The organism is Acidovorax delafieldii, from assembly GCF_007993815.1.
Taxonomy (GTDB): domain Bacteria; phylum Pseudomonadota; class Gammaproteobacteria; order Burkholderiales; family Burkholderiaceae_C; genus Acidovorax; species Acidovorax delafieldii.
The window spans coordinates 1,169,985-1,194,800 of sequence record NZ_VJWE01000011.1 but is presented as its reverse complement, the minus strand read 5'-3'; the positions used below and the strand labels follow the sequence as shown (position 1 = coordinate 1,194,800).

23 protein-coding genes are annotated in these 24,816 nt (G+C 66.3%); 16 read left to right on the top strand and 7 right to left on the bottom strand.

What is annotated here, in order from left to right:
• The first annotated feature begins 5 nt into the window (after nt 1-5).
• From ATF69_RS08190 to ATF69_RS08175, 4 genes are all read left to right on the top strand, one after another.
• The gene (locus ATF69_RS08190; protein ID WP_146870541.1) at nt 6-884 is read left to right on the top strand and encodes a PA4780 family RIO1-like protein kinase; all 879 of its coding nucleotides are present in this window, start codon (nt 6-8) and stop codon (nt 882-884) included.
• A 64-nt stretch (nt 885-948) separates the two neighbouring features.
• Complete coding sequence (locus ATF69_RS08185; protein WP_146870540.1) at nt 949-1,449, top strand: GNAT family N-acetyltransferase; 501 nt, start codon at nt 949-951, stop codon at nt 1,447-1,449.
• Nucleotides 1,450-1,604: 155 nt separating this feature from the next.
• Nucleotides 1,605-1,856 carry a hypothetical protein gene (locus tag ATF69_RS08180; RefSeq protein ID WP_056056666.1) on the top strand — a complete coding sequence of 84 codons (252 nt, stop codon included), beginning with the start codon at nt 1,605-1,607 and terminating at the stop codon, nt 1,854-1,856.
• 210 nt (nt 1,857-2,066) lie between these two features.
• Nucleotides 2,067-2,639 carry a DUF1439 domain-containing protein gene (locus tag ATF69_RS08175; RefSeq protein ID WP_146870539.1) on the top strand — a complete coding sequence of 191 codons (573 nt, stop codon included), beginning with the start codon at nt 2,067-2,069 and terminating at the stop codon, nt 2,637-2,639.
• Between the two features lie 13 nt (nt 2,640-2,652).
• Here ATF69_RS08175 and uvrA read toward each other — a convergent pair whose 3' ends face one another.
• A complete protein-coding gene (uvrA, locus tag ATF69_RS08170) occupies nt 2,653-5,718 on the bottom strand; it encodes an excinuclease ABC subunit UvrA (protein ID WP_146870538.1) in 3,066 nt (1,021 codons plus the stop codon).
• A 134-nt stretch (nt 5,719-5,852) separates the two neighbouring features.
• On the opposite strand from uvrA, the gene cysC reads away from it, so the two are divergent.
• The 5 genes from cysC to ATF69_RS08145 all read left to right on the top strand — a co-directional run bounded on the left by cysC (nt 5,853) and on the right by ATF69_RS08145 (nt 10,279).
• On the top strand, nt 5,853-6,449 hold the full coding sequence (cysC, locus tag ATF69_RS08165) for an adenylyl-sulfate kinase (RefSeq protein WP_146870749.1): 597 nt from the start codon (nt 5,853-5,855) through the stop codon (nt 6,447-6,449).
• Nucleotides 6,450-6,643: 194 nt separating this feature from the next.
• Nucleotides 6,644-7,822: an MFS transporter gene (locus tag ATF69_RS08160; protein ID WP_056742744.1), complete on the top strand. Its 1,179-nt coding sequence runs from the start codon at nt 6,644-6,646 to the stop codon at nt 7,820-7,822.
• A 126-nt stretch (nt 7,823-7,948) separates the two neighbouring features.
• Nucleotides 7,949-8,503, top strand: a complete 555-nt coding sequence (gene ssb, locus ATF69_RS08155) for a single-stranded DNA-binding protein (RefSeq protein ID WP_056056677.1) — start codon at nt 7,949-7,951, stop codon at nt 8,501-8,503.
• Between the two features lie 382 nt (nt 8,504-8,885).
• A complete protein-coding gene (locus ATF69_RS08150; protein ID WP_146870537.1) occupies nt 8,886-9,461 on the top strand; it encodes a hypothetical protein in 576 nt (191 codons plus the stop codon).
• Nucleotides 9,462-9,565: 104 nt separating this feature from the next.
• Complete coding sequence (locus ATF69_RS08145; RefSeq protein ID WP_056056682.1) at nt 9,566-10,279, top strand: Bax inhibitor-1/YccA family protein; 714 nt, start codon at nt 9,566-9,568, stop codon at nt 10,277-10,279.
• A 136-nt stretch (nt 10,280-10,415) separates the two neighbouring features.
• Here ATF69_RS08145 and mnmA read toward each other — a convergent pair whose 3' ends face one another.
• Nucleotides 10,416-11,585, bottom strand: coding sequence for a tRNA 2-thiouridine(34) synthase MnmA (gene mnmA, locus ATF69_RS08140; protein WP_146870536.1), 1,170 nt, complete (start codon nt 11,583-11,585; stop codon nt 10,416-10,418).
• A complete protein-coding gene (locus tag ATF69_RS08135) occupies nt 11,582-12,523 on the bottom strand; it encodes a LysR family transcriptional regulator (RefSeq protein WP_108499773.1) in 942 nt (313 codons plus the stop codon). The genes mnmA and ATF69_RS08135 overlap by 4 nt, the downstream gene beginning before the upstream one ends.
• 190 nt (nt 12,524-12,713) lie before the next feature.
• Between ATF69_RS08135 and ATF69_RS23240 the strand changes: the two genes are divergently transcribed.
• The 3 genes from ATF69_RS23240 to ATF69_RS08120 all read left to right on the top strand — a co-directional run bounded on the left by ATF69_RS23240 (nt 12,714) and on the right by ATF69_RS08120 (nt 16,032).
• Nucleotides 12,714-13,805 (top strand): 4-oxalomesaconate tautomerase, encoded by a 1,092-nt coding sequence (locus ATF69_RS23240; protein ID WP_146870535.1) that lies wholly within the window; start codon nt 12,714-12,716, stop codon nt 13,803-13,805.
• Between the two features lie 69 nt (nt 13,806-13,874).
• The gene (locus ATF69_RS23235; protein ID WP_146870534.1) at nt 13,875-14,873 is read left to right on the top strand and encodes a Bug family tripartite tricarboxylate transporter substrate binding protein; all 999 of its coding nucleotides are present in this window, start codon (nt 13,875-13,877) and stop codon (nt 14,871-14,873) included.
• A 94-nt stretch (nt 14,874-14,967) separates the two neighbouring features.
• Nucleotides 14,968-16,032 carry a porin gene (locus ATF69_RS08120; RefSeq protein WP_244303676.1) on the top strand — a complete coding sequence of 355 codons (1,065 nt, stop codon included), beginning with the start codon at nt 14,968-14,970 and terminating at the stop codon, nt 16,030-16,032.
• Nucleotides 16,033-16,153: 121 nt separating this feature from the next.
• On the opposite strand, the gene ATF69_RS08115 is transcribed toward ATF69_RS08120, so the two are convergent.
• On the bottom strand, nt 16,154-17,815 hold the full coding sequence (locus ATF69_RS08115) for an L-lactate permease (RefSeq protein WP_146870533.1): 1,662 nt from the start codon (nt 17,813-17,815) through the stop codon (nt 16,154-16,156).
• 354 nt (nt 17,816-18,169) lie between these two features.
• Between ATF69_RS08115 and ATF69_RS08110 the strand changes: the two genes are divergently transcribed.
• The 4 genes from ATF69_RS08110 to ATF69_RS08095 all read left to right on the top strand — a co-directional run bounded on the left by ATF69_RS08110 (nt 18,170) and on the right by ATF69_RS08095 (nt 23,003).
• Nucleotides 18,170-19,159 (top strand): LysR family transcriptional regulator, encoded by a 990-nt coding sequence (locus ATF69_RS08110; protein WP_146870532.1) that lies wholly within the window; start codon nt 18,170-18,172, stop codon nt 19,157-19,159.
• A gap of 192 nt (nt 19,160-19,351) precedes the next feature.
• A complete protein-coding gene (tcuA, locus tag ATF69_RS08105; RefSeq protein ID WP_056056697.1) occupies nt 19,352-20,818 on the top strand; it encodes an FAD-dependent tricarballylate dehydrogenase TcuA in 1,467 nt (488 codons plus the stop codon).
• A complete protein-coding gene (tcuB, locus tag ATF69_RS08100) occupies nt 20,805-21,986 on the top strand; it encodes a tricarballylate utilization 4Fe-4S protein TcuB (RefSeq protein ID WP_146870531.1) in 1,182 nt (393 codons plus the stop codon). Before tcuA ends, tcuB begins: the two co-directional genes overlap by 14 nt.
• Nucleotides 21,987-22,025: 39 nt before the next feature.
• Nucleotides 22,026-23,003, top strand: a complete 978-nt coding sequence (locus ATF69_RS08095; RefSeq protein ID WP_146870530.1) for a Bug family tripartite tricarboxylate transporter substrate binding protein — start codon at nt 22,026-22,028, stop codon at nt 23,001-23,003.
• A gap of 36 nt (nt 23,004-23,039) precedes the next feature.
• Here the strand turns inward: ATF69_RS08095 and ATF69_RS08090 are convergent, their stop codons facing one another.
• The 3 genes from ATF69_RS08090 to ATF69_RS08080 are packed head-to-tail and all read right to left on the bottom strand — an operon-like array spanning nt 23,040 to nt 24,795.
• The gene (locus tag ATF69_RS08090; RefSeq protein ID WP_116750205.1) at nt 23,040-23,528 is read right to left on the bottom strand and encodes an NUDIX hydrolase; all 489 of its coding nucleotides are present in this window, start codon (nt 23,526-23,528) and stop codon (nt 23,040-23,042) included.
• Nucleotides 23,529-23,572: 44 nt separating this feature from the next.
• A complete protein-coding gene (locus tag ATF69_RS08085) occupies nt 23,573-24,073 on the bottom strand; it encodes a GNAT family N-acetyltransferase (RefSeq protein WP_146870529.1) in 501 nt (166 codons plus the stop codon).
• A 17-nt stretch (nt 24,074-24,090) separates the two neighbouring features.
• Nucleotides 24,091-24,795 carry a riboflavin synthase subunit alpha gene (locus ATF69_RS08080; protein WP_116748371.1) on the bottom strand — a complete coding sequence of 235 codons (705 nt, stop codon included), beginning with the start codon at nt 24,793-24,795 and terminating at the stop codon, nt 24,091-24,093.
• Nucleotides 24,796-24,816: the final 21 nt, after the last annotated feature.

Sequence of the window (24,816 nt, the reverse complement as noted above, 5' to 3'; positions counted from 1 at the left end):
CACCGATGAAAGCTCCCCCCCGCCTGCAGTCCCTCATTGAGGAAGGCCTGATCGACACCGTGGTCCGGCAACTCATGAGCGGCAAGGAGGCCATGGTCTACGTGGTGCGCTGCGGTGACGAAACCCGCTGCGCCAAGATCTACAAAGAAGCGAACAACCGCAGCTTTCGCCAAGCCGTGGATTACACCGAGAACCGCAAGGTCAAGAACTCGCGCTCGGCCCGTGCCATGGCCAAAGGCAGCAAATTTGGCCGGCAAGAGCAAGAGGCCGCCTGGCAAAGCGCCGAGGTCGATGCGCTCTATCGCCTGGCCGCCGCCGGCGTGCGTGTGCCGCAGCCCTACAACTTTCACGACGGCGTGCTGCTGATGGAGCTGGTGACCGATGCCCACGGCGATGCGGCCCCGCGCCTGAACGATGTGAGCTTCACCCCCGAAGACGCGCGCACCCACCACGCCACGCTGGTGGCCGAGGTGGTGCGCATGCTGTGTGCGGGCGTGGTGCATGGGGACTTGTCGGAGTTCAACATCCTGCTGGCCCACCTGCCGGGCACAGAAGGTGAAGAGGTGGGCCACGACGGCCCCGTCATCATCGACCTGCCCCAGGCCGTGGACGCTGCGGGCAACAACCACGCCCAGCGCATGCTGCTGCGCGACGTGGCCAACCTGCGCGACTTCTTCGGCCAGTTTGCCCCCGAGCTGCGCACCACCCAATACGGCCCCGAAATCTGGAGCCTGTACCAGAGCGGGCTGCTGAGCAACGAGACGCCGCTCACCGGCATCTATGCGCCCACGCATGCCGATGTGGACATGCAGGCCGTGCTGCGCGAGATTGACGACGCGCGCGACGAAGATGCAGCGCGCAGGCTGCGCATGGCGGCGGGCTGACGTCTTCCCCATCCGCGCAGGGCTGTGGCACCATCGCAGCCTTTTTCTGAGCCGCTTGCCCGCCATGCTGTCCGTCCACATCCGTAACTTCCGCCCCGGCGACGAACCTGCATTGCGCGCAGTTTTCCATGCCTCGGTGCATGGGTTGGGTTGCAAGAACTACACCGCCGAACAACTCGCCGCCTGGGCTCCACTGCACCATGACGCCCCACAGTGGGCAGAGCGCATGCGTGCCAACCAGCCCTTCATCGCGCAGGCACAGGAAGGTGGAGCCATCGCCGGGTTTGCCGACCTGCAGGCCAACGGCTATATCGACATGTTCTTTGTGGCCCCGGCGTTCGCACGACAGGGCGTGGCCCGGGCGCTGATGGCGCACATTCACGCGCAAGCGGCGCAGCGCGGCATCACCCAGTTGCACGCACACGTCAGCCTGAGCGCCGAGTCCTTTTTTGCCGCCCAGGGCTTCGTGGTGGAAGCGCGCCAGCAGGTGGAGCGTGCGGGCGTGGTGCTGCACAACGCGCGCATGGCCAAGGCCTTGGCGGCCCGCCTGAGGGATCAGTCCTGATTTGATAGCTGGTTGCGCTTATCAATCAAGCGCCAGAGGTCAATTTGGCTTGAAATGAAACCACAGCGCTGTGCCCCTGCACCTGCGGGTGCCTTACAGTAGCCGCCCCGCACACACAAACCCACCCACATACCAGCCACAACGGCTGCCACCCCATGACCAAAGACCTGGCCCGACAGAACGAACTCAAACCCATGGCCCTGTGCGAGCCCTGCCAGGGCATTCAGCGCAACTGGCGCAAGGCGCCGGGCCATGCCGAGCTGGTGCAGCGCGGCAACCGCAAGGAAGACCGTGAGGACGGCACCGTCACCATCACCCGCTACGTGTGCGACCGCTGCGGCACCGCGTGGGAGTACGAGAACGACAAGAACAACCAGCGGGCGGGCTGGTCGGTCGTGGGGCGCTGAGCGCGGCGCAGGTCACACCGGTGGCGGCCGAGCCCCGCCACCGCCATCCCTCAGCCCACGTGTAAATGCAACTATTTTGATAGCACCCAAGGCATATAGCACTAGCGCTATCGCCCCAAAATCCACAAACTTCTGGTAACAACGCCTGCAGCAAGCCTTGGGCACCTTTTTGCTACCGCGGTGTCACAACGGTTTTGACGGAAAGCACCCATGCTGCATCGCCGACGATTCCTGACCCACGCCACCCGGGGCCTCGCTCTGGGCGGCGCGGTGCTGCTGGTGGCGCGGGGCGCGCTGGCACAGCCCAGCTACACCGTGCCCCTGGCCCAACTGCAGGCCATGGTGGACCCCAAGTTTCCGCGCAACGTGCCGGTACAAGGCCTGTTCAACCTGAGCGTGCAGGCGCCCCACCTGCGCCTGCTGCCCGAAGTGAACCGGCTGGGCGCAGCCATGGCGCTGGATGTGGCCGGCCCGGCGCTGCGGCGCAGCCACCAGGGCAGCCTGGAGGTGGAGTTTGCGCTGCGCTACGAGGCCAGCGACCGCACGCTGCGCGCCCACCAGATCCAGCTGGGGCGCATGGAGTTTCCCAGCCTGCGCCCGGCGGTGACCGAACTGCTCAATGCCTACGGCCCGCTGCTGGCCGAACAGTCGCTGCGCGAGGTCACTTTGCACCAACTGCGCCCGCAAGACACGGCGGTGTTTGACGGCCTGGGCCTGCAGCCAGGACCCATCACCGTGACGGCCAAGGGGCTGACCGTGGCGTTTATGAGCAAGACGCCCTGACGGGCAACAGGGCTCAGGCGGGCGATTTTTTCAAGTAAGGCGCCAGATACCGCCCCGTATGGCTGGCCGGGTTGGCCGCCAGCTCCTCGGGCGTGCCCACGCCCACCACGGTGCCGCCGCCGGCACCGCCCTCGGGCCCCATGTCGATGAGCCAGTCGGCGGTTTTGATCACGTCCAGGTTGTGCTCGATGATGACGATGGTGTTGCCCGCGTCGCGCAACTGGTGCAGCACCTTGAGCAGCAGGTCGATGTCGGCAAAGTGCAGGCCGGTGGTGGGCTCGTCCAGGATGTAGAGCGTGCGGCCGGTGTCGCGCTTGCTCAGCTCCTGCGCCAGCTTCACCCGCTGCGCCTCGCCGCCCGAGAGCGTGGTGGCGGCCTGGCCCAGGCGGATATAGCTCAAGCCCACATCCAGCAGCGTCTGCAGCTTGCGTGCGATGGTGGGCACGTCCTTGAAGTACGCCGCAGCGTCTTCCACCGTCAGTTCCAGGATCTGGGCGATGTTCTTGCCCTTCCACAGCACTTCCAGCGTCTCGCGGTTGTAGCGCTGGCCGTGGCAGATGTCGCAGGGCACGTACACGTCGGGCAGAAAGTGCATCTCCACCTTCACCACGCCGTCGCCCTGGCAGGCCTCGCAGCGGCCGCCGCCCGATGACTGCGACACGTTGAAGCTGAAGCGCCCCGGGCCGTAGCCGCGTTCCTTGGCGGTGTTGGTCTCGGCCATCAGCTCGCGGATGGGGGTAAACAGGCCCGTGTAGGTCGCCGGGTTGCTGCGCGGCGTGCGGCCAATGGGGCTCTGGTCGACGTTGATGACCTTGTCGAAATACTCGATGCCCACGATCTCTTCGTGCTCGGCCGGCTCTTCGTGCGCACGGTGCACCTGCCGCGCCACGGCGGCATAGAGCGTGTCGTTGACCAAAGTGCTTTTGCCCGAGCCCGACACGCCCGTCACGCAGGTGAGCAGCCCCACCGGGAAGTCCACCGTCACGCCCTTCAAATTGTTGCCCGTGGCACCCACCACCCGCAGCGCCTGCACGGCGCCCTGGCGCGCATGGTGCTCGGCCATGCGCTCGGCGCGGCGCTTGCTCGCCTCGGTCTGCGGAAAGCGCGATTTGGCTTTGGCCTCCACCACGGGCGCAGGCTGGTCCAGCACCGGCAACCAAGGCGTGCGGCGCTGGGGCACGGCAATGGTGCGCGTGCCCGACAGGTACTGGCCCGTGAGCGACTGCGCATTGGCGCGCACTTCGTCGTACGAGCCCTGCGCCATCACCCGCCCGCCGTGCACGCCCGCGCCGGGGCCCATGTCGATCACATGGTCGGCGGCGCGCATCATGTCTTCGTCGTGTTCGACCACGATCACGCTGTTGCCGATGTCGCGCAGGTGCTGCAGCGTGGCAATCAACCGGTCGTTGTCGCGCTGGTGCAGGCCGATGCTGGGCTCGTCGAGCACATACATCACGCCCGTCAGGCCCGATCCAATTTGGGAGGCCAGGCGAATGCGCTGCGCCTCGCCCCCGGAGAGGGTCTCGGCGCTGCGGTCCAGGCTCAGGTAGCTCAGGCCCACGTCGTTCAGGAACTGCAGGCGCGTGGCGATCTCGCGCACCACCTTGTCGGCGATCTCGGCCTTGGCGCCGGTGAGCTGCAGGGCGCTGAACCACGCGTGCGCGTCGCTCAGCGTGGCGTGGCTCACTTCGTAGATGGCACGGGCCTGTGTGCCTTCGCCCACCTTCACATGGCGGGCCTCGCGGCGCAGGCGAACGCCGTGGCATTCGGGGCAGGGCTGGGTGCTGCGAAAGCGTGCCAGGTCTTCGCGCACCACCACCGAATCCGTCTCGCGGTAGCGGCGCGCCATGTTGGGCAGGATGCCTTCAAACGGGTGCTTTTTGGTGTGCACCTTGCCCTTGGAGGCCCCGCTGTCCATTATGTAGCTGAAGGCGATTTCTTCATCGCCCGAGCCGTGCAGGATGGCGTGCTGCACCGGCGCGGGCAGTGACTCAAACGGCGCCTCGATATCGAAGGTGTAGTGCCGCGCCAGGCTCTCCAGCATCGCAAAGTAGTAGCCATTGCGCCGGTCCCAGCCCTTGATGGCCCCGCTGGCCAAGCTGAGGGACGGGAAGGCCACCACACGCGCCGGGTCGAACACCTCGCGCTGGCCAATGCCGTCGCACGCCGGGCAGGCGCCCATCGGCGAGTTGAACGAGAACAGGCGCGGCTCCAGCTCGGCCAGCGAGTAGCTGCACACCGGACACGCAAACTTGCTGCTGAACAGGTGCTCCTGGCCCGTGTCCATCTCCAGCGCCAGCACGCGGCCATTGCCCTCGTTGCCGCCCACGCGCAGGGCCGCCTCAATGCTCTCGGCCAGGCGCTGCTGCAGGTCAGCGCGCACCTTCACCCGGTCGATCACCACGTCAATGTCGTGCTTCTCGGTCTTCTTGAGCGGCGGCAGGTTCTCGTGCTCGTAGATCTGCCCATCCACGCGAAAGCGGATGTAGCCCAGCGCCTGCATCTGCGCAAACAGCTCGGTGAACTCGCCCTTTTTCTCGCGCGCCACGGGCGCGAGGATCATCAGCTTGGTGTCCTCAGGCAGCGCCAGCACGGCGTCCACCATCTGGCTCACCGTCTGCGCGGCCAGCGGCAGACCGTGGTCAGGGCAGAACGGCGTGCCAGCGCGGGCATACAGCAGGCGCAGGTAGTCGTGGATCTCGGTCACCGTGCCCACAGTGGAGCGCGGGTTGTGGCTGGTCGCCTTCTGCTCAATGCTGATGGCGGGCGACAGGCCTTCGATCAGGTCCACATCCGGCTTGTCCAGCCGCCCCAGAAACTGCCGAGCATAGGCAGACAGGCTCTCCACATAGCGCCGCTGGCCCTCGGCATACAGCGTGTCGAACGCCAGACTGGACTTGCCCGAGCCCGACAGCCCGGTGATCACCACCAGCTGATTGCGCGGTATGTCCAGGTCGATGTTCTTGAGGTTGTGCGTGCGCGCCCCCCGGATGCTGATGCGCTGCTCGCGCAGGGCGCGGGCGAGGTAGAGGCCGCTGTCGGCGGCTTGGGCATCAATGGGGGAGTGAGAGTCTGTCACGGAATGAAGTAAACAGCAGGGAAACCGACCATGATAGGTCAACCCCTACAGCTTTGCTCACCAAAGCCTGCGTGAAACCGTCTGTGCCGCCACCCCATTACCATTACATGCCCAGTATCTTCGCCAGCGCCAAAATGCCCCATCTGACCAGCCCCCACACCCCTCATCTCCATTCACAGGTGCTCACAGTGAGTCGCGCGGAACGGGAGCAACTAGGCGGTCATGCGGGCCGGGTCGTGTGGCTCACCGGACTATCGGGTGCCGGAAAATCGACCATCGCGAATGCGCTGGAGCTAGAACTCCATCACCAGGGCAAGCGCACCTACATCCTTGACGGAGACAATATCCGTCAAGGGTTGAATCAGGATCTGGGGTTCTCCGACGCCGACCGGGCAGAGAATATCCGGCGCATTGCTCATGTAGCCCGCCTGTTTGTCGAAGCTGGCGTGATTGTGGTGGTGGCGTTTATTTCACCCTTCCGCGCTGAGCGCGAGACCGCCCGGGCTTTGTTTTCGCCAGGGGACTTTCTTGAGATATTCGTGGACGTACCCTTGGCTGTTGCCGAGGAGCGCGATCCAAAGGGCCTGTACCGCAAAGCGCGGGCGGGGCAACTTCGCCAGTTCACGGGCATTGATTCGCCCTATGAACCCCCGCTGGCGCCAGAGCTTGTGCTGGCAACAGCGCAGATCACGCCGCAGGAATGTGTGCAAAAAATCTGCCGTCTGCTGTGACTATTTGAGTTGACAACGCCTGTCCGCCCTGCCTTGGCGAGATGGCTTGGTGCCCAGGTCGCATCCAGGTTTCTGCGCCATGGGCGAAAATCCCCGCTTTATCTGCCCTACAGGGCACCACCGTGCCGGAATCTCCTTCTTCATTACGGGGCGCTGCCCTGCCCCCCTTGTCGTCACCTTCATTTGGCACCGCAATGACCGCGCTGGAGCGTCGCTCCAGCGTAAGCCTGGCCCTCATTTTTGCGCTACGCATGCTGGGCCTGTTCCTGGTGCTGCCCGTGTTTGCCCTGGAGGCACGCAAGTACCCCGGTGGCGACGACCCTGCACTGGTGGGTCTGGCCATGGGTATCTACGGCCTGACGCAGGCAGTCCTGCAGCTGCCGCTGGGCATCGCTTCCGACCGCTTCGGGCGCAAGCGGGTGATCGTGCTCGGCCTGCTCGTCTTCGCAGGCGGCAGTCTGATGGCTGCGCTGGCGGATTCTCTGACCGGACTGCTGCTGGGCCGGGCGCTGCAGGGCGCAGGGGCTGTGTCGGCAGCCGTGACCGCGCTGCTGGCCGACCAGACACGCGACAGCGTGCGCACCAAGGCGATGGCGCTGGTGGGCGGCAGCATCGGGCTGATGTTTGCTGTGGCGCTGGTGGCGGCACCGATGTTGGCTGCCCATATCGGCCTGGCGGGGCTGTTTGGCCTGACCTGTGCGCTGGCTCTGGCCGGTGTGGCCGTGGTGGTGTGGTGGGTGCCGCCAGAGCCTGCGCTGCATCGGAACGCCCCCCGGGGCCGCCTGGCCGATGTGTGGGGACACCCTGACCTGCTGCGCCTGAACCTCGGCGTGTTTGTGCTGCACACCGTACAGCTGTCCATGTGGGTGGCCGTGCCCGCGATGCTGGTACAGGCAGGACTCACCAAAGACCACCACTGGCAGGTGTACCTGCCTGCCGTGGTGCTGTCGTTTGCCGCCATGGGCGGGCTGTTTGCGCTGGAGCGTGCGGGCCGACTGCGCGCAGCCCTGCTCGGAGCCATTGCCCTGGTGCTGGTGGTGCAGGCGGGGCTGGGCCTGCTGGCGGCCAGCGGTGTGCCTGCCACGCTGTGGGTGCTGGGGCCTTTGCTGTTCGTCTTTTTCTGCGGATTCAATGCGCTGGAGGCCAGCCAGCCCAGCCTGGTGTCGCGCATGGCGCCAGCCCAGCTACGCGGCGCCGCGCTGGGCAGCTACAACACCCTGCAGTCTCTGGGCCTGTTTGCGGGCGGTGCGATGGGTGGCGCGCTGGTGAAATGGGCTGGGGCTCCAGGCCTGTTTGCCGTGACCACGGCGCTCACGGCTCTGTGGCTGGTGCTGACCTGGCCGCTGCGGCCCGTGGGGCGTGGCGGGCACTGAACCGCCAAGCCGTGCCACGCCGTCAGGGCTTCCATTGCCCCCCGGTTGCGGCACAATGGAGCGTTTGGCGCCTGGAATCTCTCTCCAAATCCGGCGCTTTTATCCCTTAAAGGCAAAGACAGCACCATGGCATCCGTAAACAAAGTCATCATCGTCGGCAACCTGGGCCGCGACCCTGAAATGCGCACCTTCCCCAGTGGCGATCAGGTGGCCAACGTGACGATTGCCACCACCGACAAGTGGAAAGACAAGCAGTCTGGCGAAATGAAGGAAGCCACCGAATGGCACCGCGTGGTCTTCAACGGCCGCCTCGCCGAAATCGCCGGCCAGTACCTGCGCAAAGGCTCGCAGGTGTATGTAGAGGGCAGCCTGCGCACCCGCAAGTGGACCGACCAGAGCGGCGTTGAAAAGTACAGCACCGAAATCCGCGCCGACCAGATGCAGATGCTGGGCAGCCGCCAGGGCATGGGCGGTGGCGGACAGGGCGGCGGACAGCAAGGCGGTGGATACGACGACGGTTACGGTGGCGACCAGGGTGGCTACGACCAGGCCCCGCGCCGTGCAGCGCCAGCGCCGCGCCCCATGGCCGCCCCCGCACAGCGCCCTGCACCCGCTCCTGTGGCACAGGCACCGCGCGCGGCCTCCGGATTTGACGACATGGACGACGACATTCCGTTCTGACAGCTTCTGGCACCGGACTCAGTCCCCAGCCCGCACCCGCAAGGTGTGGGCTTTTTTTTGCCTGTGCGCAAGGCATGCCCAACCCCACGGAAAACGTCGCCTGTGGGCGTCAAAACGTAGCAACTCGCAACAGGAGGTGCTGGAGCCCACCCGACTCACAAGCGCCAGCGCGGCCATGGAGCGATGGCTTTTACAACGGCGCTCACGGGCGCCGCTTCTCAGTTTTGTCCAGTTCGGCACCACCGCGACAAACCAACAATTCCTTACATTCGATACGGAAATATCAAAGATCATCGCGGTCTGGCTCGCCAAAGAGGTGCAAAACCCGGCGGCCAGCAGTTACCAAAATCAATATTCCAAACTGAAAAGAGAGAGGGTTGTGATGCCAGGGTTCGTCCGAAAGATTTTGATATTTGTCACTGGCTACGCGTGGCTCCTGCTGCTGGCGGGCCCGGGGCTCATCGGGCTGTCGGTGTACAGCGGCTGGAAGGCGGAAGACGGCCACGCCTACGTGGCGCGCGAAAGCCTGCAGACCGTGTCCGGTACCGTGACGCAGGCCTCTGAAGTCACCGTCAAGCGCAAGCGTCGTACGACCAAGAAGTACTACGAAATCACGGTCCAGCCCGACACCGCTGGTGCCGAGGCGCGCAAGCTGCGCATCGACCACAGCACACCGCAGCAGCTGGTGGGCAACCTGATCGACGAAAAAGTCACCGCCTTGGTCGATGGCAACGACAGCGACCTGGTCTATGAAGTCTCGGCAGACGGCGCGACCGTCATCAGCTACGACACCACCAAACAGCGGCTGCAGGCCGAAGCCGCCTCTTCCGCGCAGTCCTTCAGCGGTGCAGGCACCTGGATCTTTGCCATTTTGCTCACGCTGGTGGGAGCGGCAGGCGTGTGGTCCAACCGCAAGCTGCGCGCCGCCGACGAAGCACACCAGCTGGCCGCCGCCTGACGGCCATACCCCATAAAAAGAGAGAGGGAGGGAGGGGCAGCGCCCGGGGCGCGCTCCTCCCATCGTTTGCGCCAACCTGCGCGCTCACTACGGAGGACCACACCATGAACCCCAACGCACTTTCGCCACAAACCCCTGCGGGCGCTCCGATGGAGCGGCGCGATTTCATCGTCTCCACCTACAAGCACCTGGGCGTGGCCATTCTGGCCTTTGTCGTGCTGTCGGCGGTGCTGATGGTGAGCGGACTTTCCACCGCCGCGGCCAAGATGCTCATGGCCAGCGGTAGCAAATTCCTGTGGCTGGGGGTCATGGGCGCTTTCATGCTCGTGGGCTGGCTGGCATCGCACCTGGCCGACAACTCGGACAACCCTCAGACACAGCTGATGGGCCTGGGCCTCTACGTGCTGGCGGAAGGGCTCATCTTTGCCCCGATGTTCGGCATTGCCCAGCTTTTGGTGCCCGGCGCCATCGGCGCTGCCGCCTTCATCACGCTGCTGCTGGTGGCGGCGCTCACCTGGACGGCGTTCAGCAGCAAGACCGACTTTTCGTTCCTGGGCGGCATCCTGAAGGTGGCGGGCCTGGTGGCACTGGGCACCATCATCGCGGGCGCCATCTTCGGCTTCAAGCTGGGCATCTGGTTCTCAGGGCTCATGGTGCTGTTTGCGGGCGCCTGTGTGCTGTACGACACCTCGCGCATCATCCACGACTACCCTGCAGACCGCCCCGCCGGCGCAGCGCTGCACCTGTTCGCATCGATTGCGCTCATGCTCTGGTACGTGCTGCGCATCCTGATCAGCCTGGCCACGAACGACGACTGACACGCCAGGGCACCGCCCCACAAAAAAGCCGGAGCGATCACCGCCCCGGCTTTTTTGCATCTGGAAAGAGAGTTTCAAGACAAATCAGGCGCAAGCGCTAGATTCCATTGCCCTGACAGCTATTAATTTTGAAGCATCAACGGGCCATGGCTGGCTGCACCGCCGGCGCATGGCCGATGGGCTGCGGCAGCCCCTCCACGGCAGCAATCACGCCACCGCCCAGGCAGACATCACCGTCGTACAGCACCGCGCTCTGCCCGGGCGTCACGGCCCATTGGGCGTCCGGAAACTGCAGCGCAAAGCCATCGGGCACGGTCTCCAGCGCGCACGCTGCGTCCTGCTGGCGGTAGCGCGTCTTGGCAGCGTAGGCGCCGAGCGCCGGAGCCTGCCCAGCGCACCAGCTCACGTCCTGCGCCACCAGGCGGTGCGACAACAGCCAGGGGTGGTCGTGACCTTGCACCACCCGCAGCGTGTTTTTCTCCAGGTCCTTGCGGGCCACGAACCAGGGCTCGTGCGCACCGCCACCGCGCTGGGCGCCTTTTTCCTTCACGCCCCCAATGCCCAGGCCCTGGCGCTGGCCCAGCGTGTAGAAACTCAGACCCACATGCTGGCCCAACTTGCGTCCCCGGTCGTCCAGAATGGGCCCGGGCGCATGGCTGATGTAGCGGTTCAGAAACTCGCGGAAGGGCCGCTCACCGATGAAGCAGATGCCGGTGGAATCCTTCTTCTTGGCGTTCGGCAGACCGATCTCCTCGGCGATGCGGCGCACTTCGGTCTTGTGCAGCTCACCCACGGGGAAAAGGGTCTTGGACAGCTGCGCCTGGTTCAGGCGGTGCAGAAAGTAGCTCTGGTCCTTGCTCGGGTCCAGGCCCTTGAGCAATTCATGCAGGCCCGTGGCCGGGTTGTGTCGCACGCGGGCATAGTGGCCGGTGGCGATCTTCTCCGCACCCAGGCGCATCGCGTGGTCCAGGAAGGCCTTGAACTTGATCTCGGCGTTGCACAGCACATCGGGGTTGGGTGTGCGGCCGGCCTGGTACTCGCGCAGGAACTCGGCAAACACCCGGTCTTTGTAGTCGGCCGCGAAGTTCACATGCTCGATCTCGATGCCGATCACATCGGCCACAGCGGCGGCATCCACGAAGTCGATGTTGGACGAGCAGTACTCGCTGTCGTCATCGTCTTCCCAGTTTTTCATGAAGATGCCGACCACCTCATGGCCCTGCTTTTTGAGCAGGTAGGCGGTCACGGCCGAGTCCACGCCGCCGGAAAGGCCGACGACAACGCGCTGTTTGGTAGGGGAAGTCATTGCCCCGATTGTATTTTTGATGCCGCCGGGGCACTGCGCGGGCGCGCAGAACGCGTAGCCACGAGCAGGTCATACAGCTGCTGCGCGGCAGGCGACAGGGTTTTGCCCCGGCGCTTGATCAGCCCCATCTGCCGCGTGACGATGGGCTCCACCAGCGGAATGCTGACCAGCGTGGGGTGGTCCTTGCCCGGCATGGCCAGGCTGGGCACGGCCGCCACGCCCAGGCCCGCCTCCACCAGGCCGAGCAGCGTGGTCACGTGCTTGGCCTCGTACAGGCACTGGGGCCGGTCGGGCACGTTGGCCAGCGCCAGGTCCATCAGCAGGCGGTTGCCCGAGGTCTTGCCCACCGACATGAAGTCGTGCTGGCCCAGCTCGGCCCAGGTCACCTTCTTGCGGCGCGCCAGCACATGGTCGCGCCGGCAGGCGGCCACAAAACGCTCGGCCAGCACGGGTTTGAACTCGATCTCGGCCTCCTGGCTGCCGATGAAGTTCAGGCCGAAGTCCGCATCGCCCTGCGCCACGGCCACCAGCACCTCGTTGGCGCTGGCGTCGTGCACCTTGACGCGGATCTTCGGAAACCGCTCGTGGTAGCGCTTGACCACCTGAGGCAGGAAGTAATACACGGCCGACGGCACGCAGGCAATCGTGACCTCGCCCATGCGCCGCGCGGCCACATCGCCCAGGCCCATGAGCATGCCGTCCAGGTCATCCAGCCACACGCGGGTCTTGCGCGCAAAGTCGCGACCTACGGCCGTGAGCGTGACGCGGCGCGTGGTGCGGTCGAGCAGGCGCACACCCAGGGCTTCTTCGAGCTTGTCGATGCGGCGGCTGAAAGCGGGCTGCGACAGGTGGATGGCCTCGGCGGCCGCACGAAAGCTCTGCAGCTCGGCCACGGCCGCAAAGGCCTGGATGTCGGCAAGGTCGAATTTGTTGTTCATCGCGGCGTCCTTCCAGTGCGCTTCGGGGTGTTTTCAGCGTTGCAAGCCGTGCATCAAACGATCAGAACATTGCAATTCACGGCCGTGATTGGAGCATGTACAAGCCGCGTTAGCCTATTGCACAGCATGCATCAATCGTTGCCAACAATGCAATTCACAGATCATCGAAGGCGTCGCACCATGCCGACCCATGAGCACCAACATTCCTTGCGTTCTGATGCGTGGCGGCACTTCCCGGGGGCCGTTCTTCCTGGCCGACTGGCTGCCGCGCGACCCCGAAGCCCGCGACCGCACGCTGATTGCGGCCCTGGGATCGCCCCATGAGCTGCAGATCGACGGCCTGGGCGGCGGCAACTCGCTGACCAGCAAGGTCGCCATCGTCTCGCGCTCCACGCAGCCCGACTGCGATGTGGACTACCTGTTTGCCCAGGTCAGCGTGCAGGAGGCCCGCGTGGACACACGCCCCAACTGCGGCAACATGCTGGCCGGTGTGGGGCCCTTTGCCATCGAGCAGGGGCTGGTCCCAGCAGACCGCGAAGGCCAGACCACCACCGTGCGGGTCTACAACGTCAACACCCGCTCCCGCATCGACGTGCAGGTGTGCACGGCGGGCGGCCAGGTGCACTACGACGGCGATGTGCGCATCGACGGCGTGCAGGGCACGGCAGCCCCCGTGCTGATGAACTTCCTGGACGCCTGGGGCGCCGTCACCGGGCAGATCTTTCCCACCGGCCAGCGCATCGACACCATCCAGGGCCTGCAGGTCACCTGCATCGACGCGGCGCAGGTAATGGTGCTATTGCGCGCCGCCGACCTGGGCCTGCGCGGCGACGAGACACCTTCCGAGCTGGACGCCAACACCGCCTTGCTCACCCGCATCGAGGCCCTGCGCCTCGAAGCAGGCCAGCGCATGGGCATGGGCGATGTGACACACAGCGTGCTGCCCAAGCCGGTGATCGTGTCGCCGGGCACATCACCAGGCAGCGTGGTGTCGCGCTACTTCACCCCCCACCAGTGCCACCGCTCGCATGCCGTGACGGGCGCAATTGGCGTGGCGGCGGCCTCGGTACTGCCGGGCACCGTGGCCACCGACGAACGGCATGCACCCGCCGCCGGGCTGCGCCGCGTGGAAGTGCAGCACCCGGCAGGCCGCATCCAGGTGGAGGTGGAGCTCAGCGAGGTGGATGGCCAGTTCAAGCTGGTGCAGGCCGCGCTGGTACGCACCGCCCGAAAGATTCTGGAAGGCACGCTGTTCGTGCCCGAAAGCGCCCCCGCGCACTGAGCGCTCTTCAGGGCGCCGCTTGCGCAGCGCCCTTCCAACGATTCCAACCATTACGACAGGAGACAAACCATGACCCGTTCCATTCACTCCACCACGCGCCGCACGGCGCTGGCCACGGCTGCGCTGGCGCTTGCGTCCAGCGCCTTCTGGGCCGCCGGTCCCGCCCACGCGGCCTATCCCGACAAGCCCATCACGCTGGTCGTGCCCACCGCCGCCGGGGGCGGCAACGACGGCATGGCACGCGTGGTGGCCATCAAGCTCTCCACCCTGCTGGGCCAGCAGGTCATCGTGGAGAACAAGGCGGGGGCCAATGGCGCCATTGCGGCCGAATACGTGGCCCGTGCGGCACCCGACGGGCACACCATCTTGTTCGGCTACATCGGCACCCACGGCATGAGCCCCGCGCTGCAGAAGCTGCGCTACGACCCCATCACGCAGTTCGAGCCCATCGGTATGGTGAGCTATTCGCCCACGCTGATGGTGGTGAATCCCAAGGTGCCCGCCAAGACCGTGAGCGAGCTGGTGGCGCTGAGCAAGGCCAAGCCCCACGACTTCAACTACGCATCGGCCGGCAACGGCACGGCCCCACACTTCTCGGCGGAAATCTTCAAGCTCGAAAGTGGCGCCCAGATGGCCCATGTGCCCTACCGGGGCGCAGCACCCGCCATGAACGACACCATGGCCGGGCAGACGCAGGTGATGTTTCCCAGCCTGTTCTCAGCCTACCCGCACGTGAAGGGCGGCAAGCTGCGCGCCCTGGCGCTGGCCGGGCCCAAGCGCTCGTCGCTGCTGCCCGATGTGCCCACGCTGGAGGAGGCAGGCATCAAGGGTGTGGAGATCACCCAGTGGTACGCCCTGTTCGCGCCCGGCAAGACGCCCCGCCCGGTGATCGACCTGCTCAACAAGACCTTGAACACCGCACTGGCCGACAAGGACGTGGTGCGCCGCATCGAGGAGCAAGGCGCGGTGGTGGACACCAGCACGCCCGAGCAACTGGCCCTGACGGTGAAGCAGGAACTCGCCAAGTGGAAGGGTGTGGTGGTCAAGGCCCAGCTCACACCCGATTGAGCCCCTGCGAAGAAGGCTCTGGGAAATAGAGGGAGAGGGGCGCCACCGCCCCTCAGCGGCACACATGCCCGCATTTCAACAAGAGGAGACAACCATGAAAACGAAGATGGCAGCGGCATGCGCTGCATTGGTCGGCCACTGCGCGATGGCACAAGGCACTGATGTGACGCTGTACGGCGTGGTGGACCTGGGCCTGCGCAACGGCAGCGGCCTCACCGCATCCAACGCGCCCACGGCCGGCTCCAGTCGCAGCCTGGGCAGTGGCATCCACACCACCAGCCGATGGGGCCTGCGGGGCAGTGAAGACCTGGGCGGCGGCGCCAAGGCACTGTTCAACCTGGAGAGCGGCCTCAACGCCGACACGGGTGCCCCGGCCAACGCCACCAAATACTTCGACCGCGCATCCTGGGTGGGCCTGCAGGGCAGCTGGGGCACGCTGGCCCTGGGCCGCCAGACCACGACGCTGGCCGATGCCATCTCGCCCGTGGATCCGCTGGCCATGCGCTTTGCCAGCTTCAACCCCAACATCGGCGTGACGGCGCTGAGCCAGCATGGACTGGGCATCGAGTACGGCAGCGCAGGCGCCAATTCGGGCTCGTACCGGCTGGACAATTCACTGAAGTACACGGGCCGTTTCGGCGGCTTCACCGCACGTGCCATGTGGGGCATTGGCGAAGTCGCATCGCAGGCCTCGGCTCTGTCGTCACGCGGTGTGGGACTGGCGTGGGCTGCGGACGGCTTGGTGGTGTCCAGCGCTTATCAGAGCTTCAACGACACCAACAAGCGATCACTCGACGGCACCACCGTGGGCGCCGCGTACCAATGGGGCAGCGTGCGCCTGGCTGCCAACGCCGGCCGCAACAAGGCCGAGACAGCTGCAGGCCGCTTCACCGTGCAGCGCGTGTTGTCCGCCGGCGGCACCTGGGCGGCCACGCCGTGGGTGGACCTGACAGCGGCCTACTACAAGGTGGACCGCTCGCGCACCGCCGCCGCCGACGATGGCTACGGCCGCCTGGTGGCGTTTGCCGAATACAAGCTCTCGCGCCGCACCAAGGTGTATGCCGAGCTGGACAACACCCGCTGGCGCAACGGCTTCCAGGGTGCGGCGAACAAGGCCACGGCCACCGGCATCTCGGCCGGTGTGGTGCACACGTTCTGAGCCCTGTAGGCCGATACGGCGGGCGCTGGGCACAGGTCTCTCGGAGGCTTGTGCCCCGAAGCCCCCGGTGGCGCGGAGCACACCCGCCGCAGGGGGCGGGAAGGGAGACTCTGTCGACCCGCTATCGCACCACCATGGACGTGAAGGGCCACACATAAGCCTGCAGGCTCACCAACAGCCCCACCAGGCAGGCCAGCGCTATCGAGTGGAAGAAGACGAAGCGCAGGATGTCCCCTTCATGGTTGAACCAGCGGGTGGCGGTAGAGGCCACAACAATCGACTGCGCATCGATCATCTTGCCCATCACGCCGCCCGAGCTGTTGGCGGCGCCCATGAGGTTGGGCGAAAGGCCCAGCTGTTCGGCCGCCACCTTCTGCATGCCCCCGAACAGCACGTTGGAGGCCGTGTCCGAGCCGGTCAGCGCCACACCCAGCCACCCCATGAGGGTGCCAAAGAAGGGGTACAGCACACCGGTGTTGGCAAACGCCAGACCCAGGGTGGTGTCCGTGCCCGAGTAGCGGGTGAGCGTGCCCAGTGCCAGCATGAGCACGATGGTCAGCAGCGAATAGCGCACCAGCCAGACGGTGCGGAAGAACGTACCAACGATAGCGACGGGGCTGTAGCGCATGAGCAGGGCGCTGACCAGCGCAGACAGCAAGATGCCCGTGCCGGTGGCCGACAGCAGGTTCAGCGTGTAGACCGCGCCTTCCTTGGTGGGCTTGGGCACCACAGGCGGCATCTTCTCGATGAGGTTGTGCAGCCCGTCCATTGGGAAGGCTGGCGAGAAAATGCCATTGAGCCATGCCTTGACCGATGGCAGCCCCCAGACAAACACACACACCGACAGGATCACCCAGGGCATCCAGGCATTGATCAGCTGGGCGCGTGAATAGCGCACCGGGGCCTGGGCGGGCTTGGTTTCGCCGGCACTGGGGTCGTGGCCGCGCATCGAAGGCGAGGTCCAGATCTTCTTGGGCTGCCACACGCGCAGGAACGCGATCAGACTCGCCATGGAGATGATGGCTGCAATGATGTCCACCAGCTCAGGGCCGATGTAGTTGGAGACCAGGAACTGCGGAATGGCAAACGACACACCGGCCACCAGAATGGCAGGCCAGATCTCCCACATGGCCTTGCGCCCGGCAAACGCCCAGATCAGCCAGAACGGCACCAGCACCGAGAAGAAGGGCAGCTGGCGGCCGATCATGGCCGTCACCTCCATCAGGTCGTAGCCGTGCACCTTGGCCAGCGTGATCACTGGCGTGCCCAGTGCACCAAACGCCACGGGGGCGGTATTGGCGATCAACGACAGCCCCGAGGCAGCGAGTGGCGAGAACCCCAGCCCGATCAGGATCGCGGCAGTGACTGCCACGGGCGTGCCAAAACCGGCGGCCCCTTCAAAGAATGCGCCAAAGCAAAATGCGATCAGCAGCAGCTGGATGCGGCGGTCTTCCGTGATGTTGGACAGCGAGTCCTGCAGCACCTTGAAGCTACCGTTCTGCTCAGTCAGCTGGTGCAGGAAAATGATGTTCAGCACGATCCAGCCGATTGGCAGCAGCCCCACAAAACCGCCATACAAGGCAGCGCGACCCGCCATCTCGGCGGGCATGCCATAAGCGAATATGGCCACCACCAGCGCTGCGATGAGCCCCATGCCGGCAGCGATGTGGGCCTTGATGTGAAAGAACCCCAGGGCGGCCAGCATGATGATCACCGGGATCGCGGCCAGCGCGGTGGACGCAACCATATTGCCCGCCGGGTTGTAGATTTGTTGCCAGATCATGGCCTGTCTCCGTTCGGAAAGGGTTGAAGTGAAAAAATGCTGGCGCAGCAGTCGCCGGTGCCAGGTTCGCCAGCGGATTCTTCGGGAAAGCGCCTGTGTCTCTCTTGAAATGCGATCCACCGGCGGTGTAATTAATTTCAAGTCCCCAGCCTCCCTAGGGAATTGACGGGTCACCGGGGCTCGGACTGCGCGTTTACCCGGAGCAACGGCGTCAGCCTGTTGCAAGTGGCGCGTTGCGCGCTCCGCACGCAGTCGCCAACAAGTCAGGGCGGCGCGGCAGCACCGGTGTATTCGCGCCCCCGGGAGGGGCAATAGACGCTCCGGGGTACAGTTCCGCATGGCAAAAAGGGCGCTATGGAACTGAGACAACTGCGCTATTTCGTGCGCGTGGTGGAGCAAGGCTCCATGAGCCGCGCCGCGCTGGACCTCGACGTGGTGCAGTCCGCACTCAGCCAGCAGATCACGCGGCTGGAGAGCGAGCTGTCCACGCGCCTGCTGCAGCGCACGCCGCGCGGCGTGACCCCCACCGAGGCAGGGCTGGCGTTCTTTCGCGAGGCGCAGCTCACCCTGCGCCATGCCGACCAGGCTGTGCGCGCGGCGCAGCAGGCGCGGCTGTCGGGCACCGTCACCGTGGGCCTGGCGCCCACCACGTCGGGCGTGCTGGGCCTGCCGCTGATGCAGGCCATGCGCACGCGCTACCCCGACGTGCGGCTGCACATGGTGGAGAGCATGTCGGGCCACCTCACAGCCATGCTGCATGCGCGCGAGCTGGACCTGGCCGTGCTGTTCGACACCCGCCTGCACCAGGCGCAGCAGGCCACCGGCACGCGCCGCTGGGACATGGCGCCGCTGCTGGAGGAAGACCTGTTCCTCATCTGTGCCCGCAGCGGTCCCGGCAACCCCTGTGGCCGGCAGCTGCCGGAAACCATCACCGTCGCCGAGCTGGGGCAAGAGCCGCTGATCCTGCCCACCGGCCCACACGGCCTGCGCAGCACCCTGGACACGGCCTTTGCCCGCGACCGCGTGGTGCCGCATGTGGTGCTGGAGGTGGACTCGCTCGCCATGGTGATGGCCGCCGTGGATGCAGGTCTGGGCTCAACCGTGCAGCCCTGGGCCGCCATGGGCCGCTACCCCGATGCGGCCGAGCGCTTTCAGTGCGCACGCCTCACCGACGCGCCCGCGCGCCGCGTCAACCTGCTGTGCAGCCTGCCCGACGAGGAGCTCTCGCCCGCTGCACTGGCCGCGCGGGTGGTGCTGGCGGACTGCGTGCGCGAACTGGTGACGACTGGCCAGTGGTTCGGTACGACGTGGATCGGCGAACAAGGCACCAGCACCAACGCCTGAGCGGCCACCCCGCAGCCATCACGATCCGTGATACCCCCATGACCTGAACCCGCTGCACGGCGGGCCTGCGTCTCCCTACAGTCGCCATCACCCCGATGAACGACACGGCGACCACGCCAGGAGACACCCCATGGGCCCCACACCCCCTTCTTCTTTCCCCCGCTCGCAGCACACCGCCGGGAGCCACCAGCCATGAGCGGCGATGCTGTGGTCGATGTGCTGGTCATCGGTGGCGGCAACGCTGCACTGTGCGCCGCCCTGATGGCGCGCGAGGCCGGCGCCAGCGTGCTGTTGCTGGAATCCGCCCCGCGCGCCTGGCGCGGCGGCAACTCGGCCCACACGCGCAACCTGCGCTGCATGCACGATGCGCCGCAGGATGTGCTGGTCGATGCCTACCCCGAGGAAGAGTTCTGGCAAGACCTGCTCAAGGTGACAGGCGGGCTGACCAACGAACACCTGGCGCGCTTGGTGATCCGCGAGTCGAGCACCTGCCGGCCCTGGATGCGCCGCCACGGCGTGCACTTCCAGCCCGCGCTGGCGGGCACGCTGCATGTGGCGCGCACCAACGCGTTCTTCATGGGCGGCGGCAAGGCGCTGGTCAATGCCTACTACCGCAGCGCGGAGCAGCTGGGCGTGCAGATCCGCTACGAAGCGCCCGTGGAGCGCATCGAGATGGAGGGCCCCCGCTTCGTCGCAGCCCACCTGGCCAACGGCGAGCGCATTGCCGCCAAGAGCTGCGTGCTGGCCGCGGGCGGCTTTGAATCGAACCGCGAATGGCTGCGCGAAGCCTGGGGCCAGAACGAGCGCGGCGAGTGGCCGGCCGACAACTTCCTGATCCGCGGCACGGCCTACAACAAGGGCGTGCTGCTCAAGCACCTGCTCGACGACCACGGCGCCGACCGCATCGGCGACCCCACGCAGGCGCACATGGTGGCCATCGACGCGCGCGCGCCGCTGTACGACGGCGGCATCTGCACGCGCATCGACTGCGTGTCGCTGGGCGTGGTGGTCAACCGCGCGGGCGAACGCTTCTACGACGAGGGCGAGGACTTCTGGCCCAAGCGCTATGCCATCTGGGGCCGCCTGGTGGCGCAGCAGCCGGGGCAGATCGGCTACTCCATCATCGACAGCAAGGCCATTGGCCGCTTCATGCCGCCCGTGTTCCCGGGCGTAAAGGCCGACACGCTGCCCGAGCTGGCGCAAAAGCTCGGCCTGCCCGTGGACACCTTCACCCGCACGCTCGATACCTACAACGCCGCCTGCCGCGTGGGCCAGTTCGACCACACCACGCTGGACGACTGCCATACCGAAGGCGTGGCACCCGCCAAGACACACTGGGCCCGGCCCATCGACACCGGCCCGTTCTACGGCTATGCGCTCAAGCCTGGCGTCACCTTTACCTACCTGGGTCTGCACACCGACGACACGGCTGCGGTGCGCTTTAACAACCAGCCCAGCCCCAACCTGTTTGTGGCCGGCGAAATGATGGCCGGCAACGTGCTGGGCAAAGGCTACACCGCCGGCGTGGGCATGAGCATTGGCACTGCGTTTGGCCGCATTGCGGGCACGCAGGCAGCTTTGGCCTCCAAACGCCCGGTAGCGCTAGTCGAACATGCCTCAAACGCTACAAAACAAGGAGCAAACCATGCAAACGCTTGAGGCCCTGACGCGCGACGCCCGGGCGCTGGCAAATGGCGACATCGTGCTGTCTGCGCCCGAGACCGAGGTGGCGCGCCAGCTGCAGATCTGCAATGCCTGCCGCTACTGCGAAGGCTTTTGCGCGGTGTTTCCGGCCATGACGCGGCGGCTGGAGTTTGGCAAGGCCGACATCCACTTCCTTGCGAACCTGTGCCACAACTGCGGCGCCTGCCTGCACGCCTGCCAGTACGCGCCGCCGCACGAGTTTGCGGTGAACATTCCGCAGGCCATGGCCCAGGTGCGCGGCCAGACCTATGCCGACTACGCCTGGCCACCCGCGCTGGGCCAGCTGTACCAGCGCAACGGCCTGACCCTGGCCCTGGCACTGGTGGCCGGGCTCACGCTGTTCCTGCTGCTGGCCGTGGTGCTGCATGGCCAGGGCATCGCCGCGCTGTGGCAGGCCCCTGTGGGCGGCTTCTACGGCATCTTCCCGCACAACCTGCTGGTGGGCCTGTTTGCGCCCGTGTTCCTGTTCGCCGTGCTGGCGCTGGGCCTCGGCGTGCGCCGCTTCTGGCGCGACGTGACGCCCGCTACCAGCGGCGCGCCGCTGAGCGCGCCCGCCACGGCCGAGGCCACCGATGCCGTGCTGCGCCTCAAGTACCTGGACGGCGGCCATGGCGATGGCTGCCACAACGAGGACGATGCCTACACCCTGTCGCGCAGGCGGTTTCACCACCTCACGTTCTACGGCTTCATGCTGTGTTTTGCCGCCACCAGCGTGGCGACGCTGTACCACTACCTGCTGGGCGCACCCGCACCGTACGACCTGCCCAGCCTGCCCAAGCTGCTGGGCGGCATTGGCGGTGTCAGCCTGGCCGTTGGCACGGCCGGCCTGTGGCGGCTGAACCTGCGCCGCCACCCGCAACACGGCGATGCCGCACAAAAGCCCATGGACCGCGCCTTCATCGCCCTGCTGTTCCTCACCGCCACCAGCGGCCTGGCGCTGTGGGCGGTGCGTGGCACCGCAGGCCTGCCGCTGCTGCTGTGCCTGCACCTGGGCGCGGTGATGGCGCTGTTCGCCACCATGCCCTACGGCAAGTTTGCGCACGGCATCTTCCGCACCGCGTCGCTGCTGCGCCATGCCGTGGAGAAGCGACAGCCCAACCCCATCGGCCTGGGCGCCGACTGATCCCCAGCCCCCCAACAACCCACAATGAAGGAGACCCCCATGAACCCCAAAAGAACCCTGCTGCGTTGCGCCTTGGCGCTGGCCACCCTGCCTCTCGCCTTGGGCGCTGCGGCGCAAGACTTTCCGCCCAAGAAGCCCGTCACGCTGGTCGTGGGCTTTGCCGCAGGCGGCGCGGCCGATGCGGCGGCACGGCTCATCGCCAAGAAGCTGGGCGAGAACATCGGCCAGTCGGTGGTGGTGGACAACAAGGGTGGCGCAGGCGGCAACATCGCGCACCAGTTTGTGGTCAATGCGCCCGCCGATGGCTCGGTGCTGCTGCTCGGGTCGGTGGGACCGCTCACCATTGCGCCCCACCTGATGAAGGTGGCCTACGACCCCTTCAAGGACCTGGCCGCCGTGTCGGGCGGGGTGAACTTTCCGAACGTGCTGGTGGTGCACAAGGGCGCGGGCGTGAAGACGCTGGCCGAGTTTGTGCAGCTGTCCAAGAAGAAGCCCGGCAGCGTGGACTTTGCCTCCACCGGCGCGGGCTCGGCATCGCACCTGGCGGGTGAACTGTTCAACCAGCGAGCCGGCATCGACATGACCCATGTGCCCTACAAGGGCGGCGCCCCGGCGTTGCAAGACCTGCTGGGGGAGCGCGTCACCTCGTACTTTGCCGCGCCGCCCACCGCGCTGCCGCACATCGAGGCCGGCAAGCTCATCCCCCTGGCCACCACCGGGCTCACACGGCCCTCGTACATGCCCAACATCCCCACCGTGGCCGAGGCGGGCTACCCGGGGTTTGAAGCGCTCAACTGGTACGCCTTTGTGGCCCCCGGCAAAACGCCTGCGCCGCTGCTGGACCGCTGGAACCAGGAGATCGTGAAGGTGCTGAACGACCCGGGCGTGAAGGAGGCACTGAACAAACACGGCCTCACGCCACAACCCACCACACGCGCCGAGCTGACGGCCTTCATGAAGAAGGAATCGACCCAGTGGGCCACCATCATCAAGGAACGCAAGCTGACCGCGGACTGAGGTCACAAGACCTCGCGTCACCCAGCCCGCGCAGAGCTATTGCGCAGCGGGCTCGGTGACCGAAATATCGGTGTGCACCAGCGTCAGCGGAAAACGCTGGCCCGCCAGGTAGTCCTCCAGGCAGCGCAGCAGCAGCGGGCTGCGGTGGCGCTCGGGGCAGGCGCGGATCTCGTCGGGCGTGAGCCACAGCGTGCGCACGATGCCGGTGTCGAGCGTGCGCCAGTCGTGGTGCGTGCCCAGCGTGCCTGCAAATGCAAAACGCAGGTAGGTGGTGTCGTCGCCCGTGCGCGTCTTGGTGAAGCGGTTGAGGTACACGCCGATCAGCGCCGTGGGCTCGAAGTCGTGGGCGGTTTCTTCCAGCACCTCGCGCGCGCAGGCCTGGATGGGCGACTCGCCCGGGTCCAGGTGGCCGGCGGGGTTGTTGAGCTTGAGGCCGTCGGTGGTTTCTTCCTCGACCAGCAGAAAGCGGCCATCGCGCTCGATGAGGGCGGCCACGGTGACGTTGGGTTTCCAGCGGTGGGGCATGGCGGGCATTATGACGAGGGCCGGTGACAGCGCGCCTACAAGGTCTACAGCGCTCGCGCCATGTACACGGCGCCTTCGCCGTAGCTGGCCAGGCGGGCCTGCTGGGCGGCGTCCTGCAAGGGGTGCAGTGCATAGCCCTGCCGCTGCCAGTAGGCCTGCGAGCCCTGCACCGAGACCAGCGCACTGTGCCGCAGCCCTTCTGCGCGGGCCTGCGCCCACAGGGGCTGCAGCAATGCATGGGCCAGGCCTTGCCCTGCATGGGCGGGCAGCACGGCCATGTCGTGCAGGTACAGCGTGTCGGGCTGGGCTGTGGCTTCAAAATCGCCGTGCAGCGGGGTGACCTTGCCACGCACGCTGCGGTAAGCCGCCAGGTAGGCACACACCGCGCCGCCTTGCTCCAGCACCAGCGAGCAATTGGCGGGGCTGGCGAGGCGGCGGGCAAACACCTCACCACTCTCCACAAACCCTTCGCCATAACAGGCCAGTTGCACGGCCAGCAGGTCGGCCAGATCGCTCAGCGCCAGCGGGCGCACCACCACGGACATGGGAGAGCTTCGCTGGGTCAGTGCGGCAGGACGGGCGCCTGCACAAAGTCGTCCAGCGACAGGCCCTTTTCCTTCAACAACGCCTCCAGCACGGGCTGCAGGCGGCCCAGGCTCTCTTGCACCGCCTCGCGCACCGTGTCCACCACCACCTGCGTGCTGCGCTCGATCTCGATGTTCAGGCGGTCACCCACCTTCTTGTGCTCAAACACCGTGGCGCGGCGGGTCTCGGGGATCATCCAGATCTCGAACCAGCCCTCTTGCCGGTTCACCTCGGCCACCGTGAGGCTGGCGCCGTGGATGGCGATGTAGCCCTTGGCAAAGATGTAGCGGCGAAACGCCTCGGGCACGGCCACGCGCCAGACCAGGTTGTTGTCGAACTCGCGGCGCTCGATGAGCGTGCCAGTGAAGTCCACATGGCCCGACAGCGGGTGGCCGCCGATCTCGGCGCCGTCCTTGGCAGCGCGCTCCACGTTCACACGGTCGCCCTGCGCGTAGCTGCCCAGCGTGGTGATGTTCAGGCTCTGCAGCATCACGTCGAAGTTGGCCTGCGTGGGCGACAGGATCTCGGTCACCGTGAGGCACACGCCATCGGTGGCCACGCTGGCGCCAATGGCCAGGTCCTGGCAGAAGCCCTCGGGGAAATCGAGCGTGAAGGTGCGCAGCCCTGCGCGGTCGTGGATGGCGGCAATGCCTGCCGTGGCTTGGACGATGCCTGTGAACATGGTGGCGCGGCTTCCGGGTAC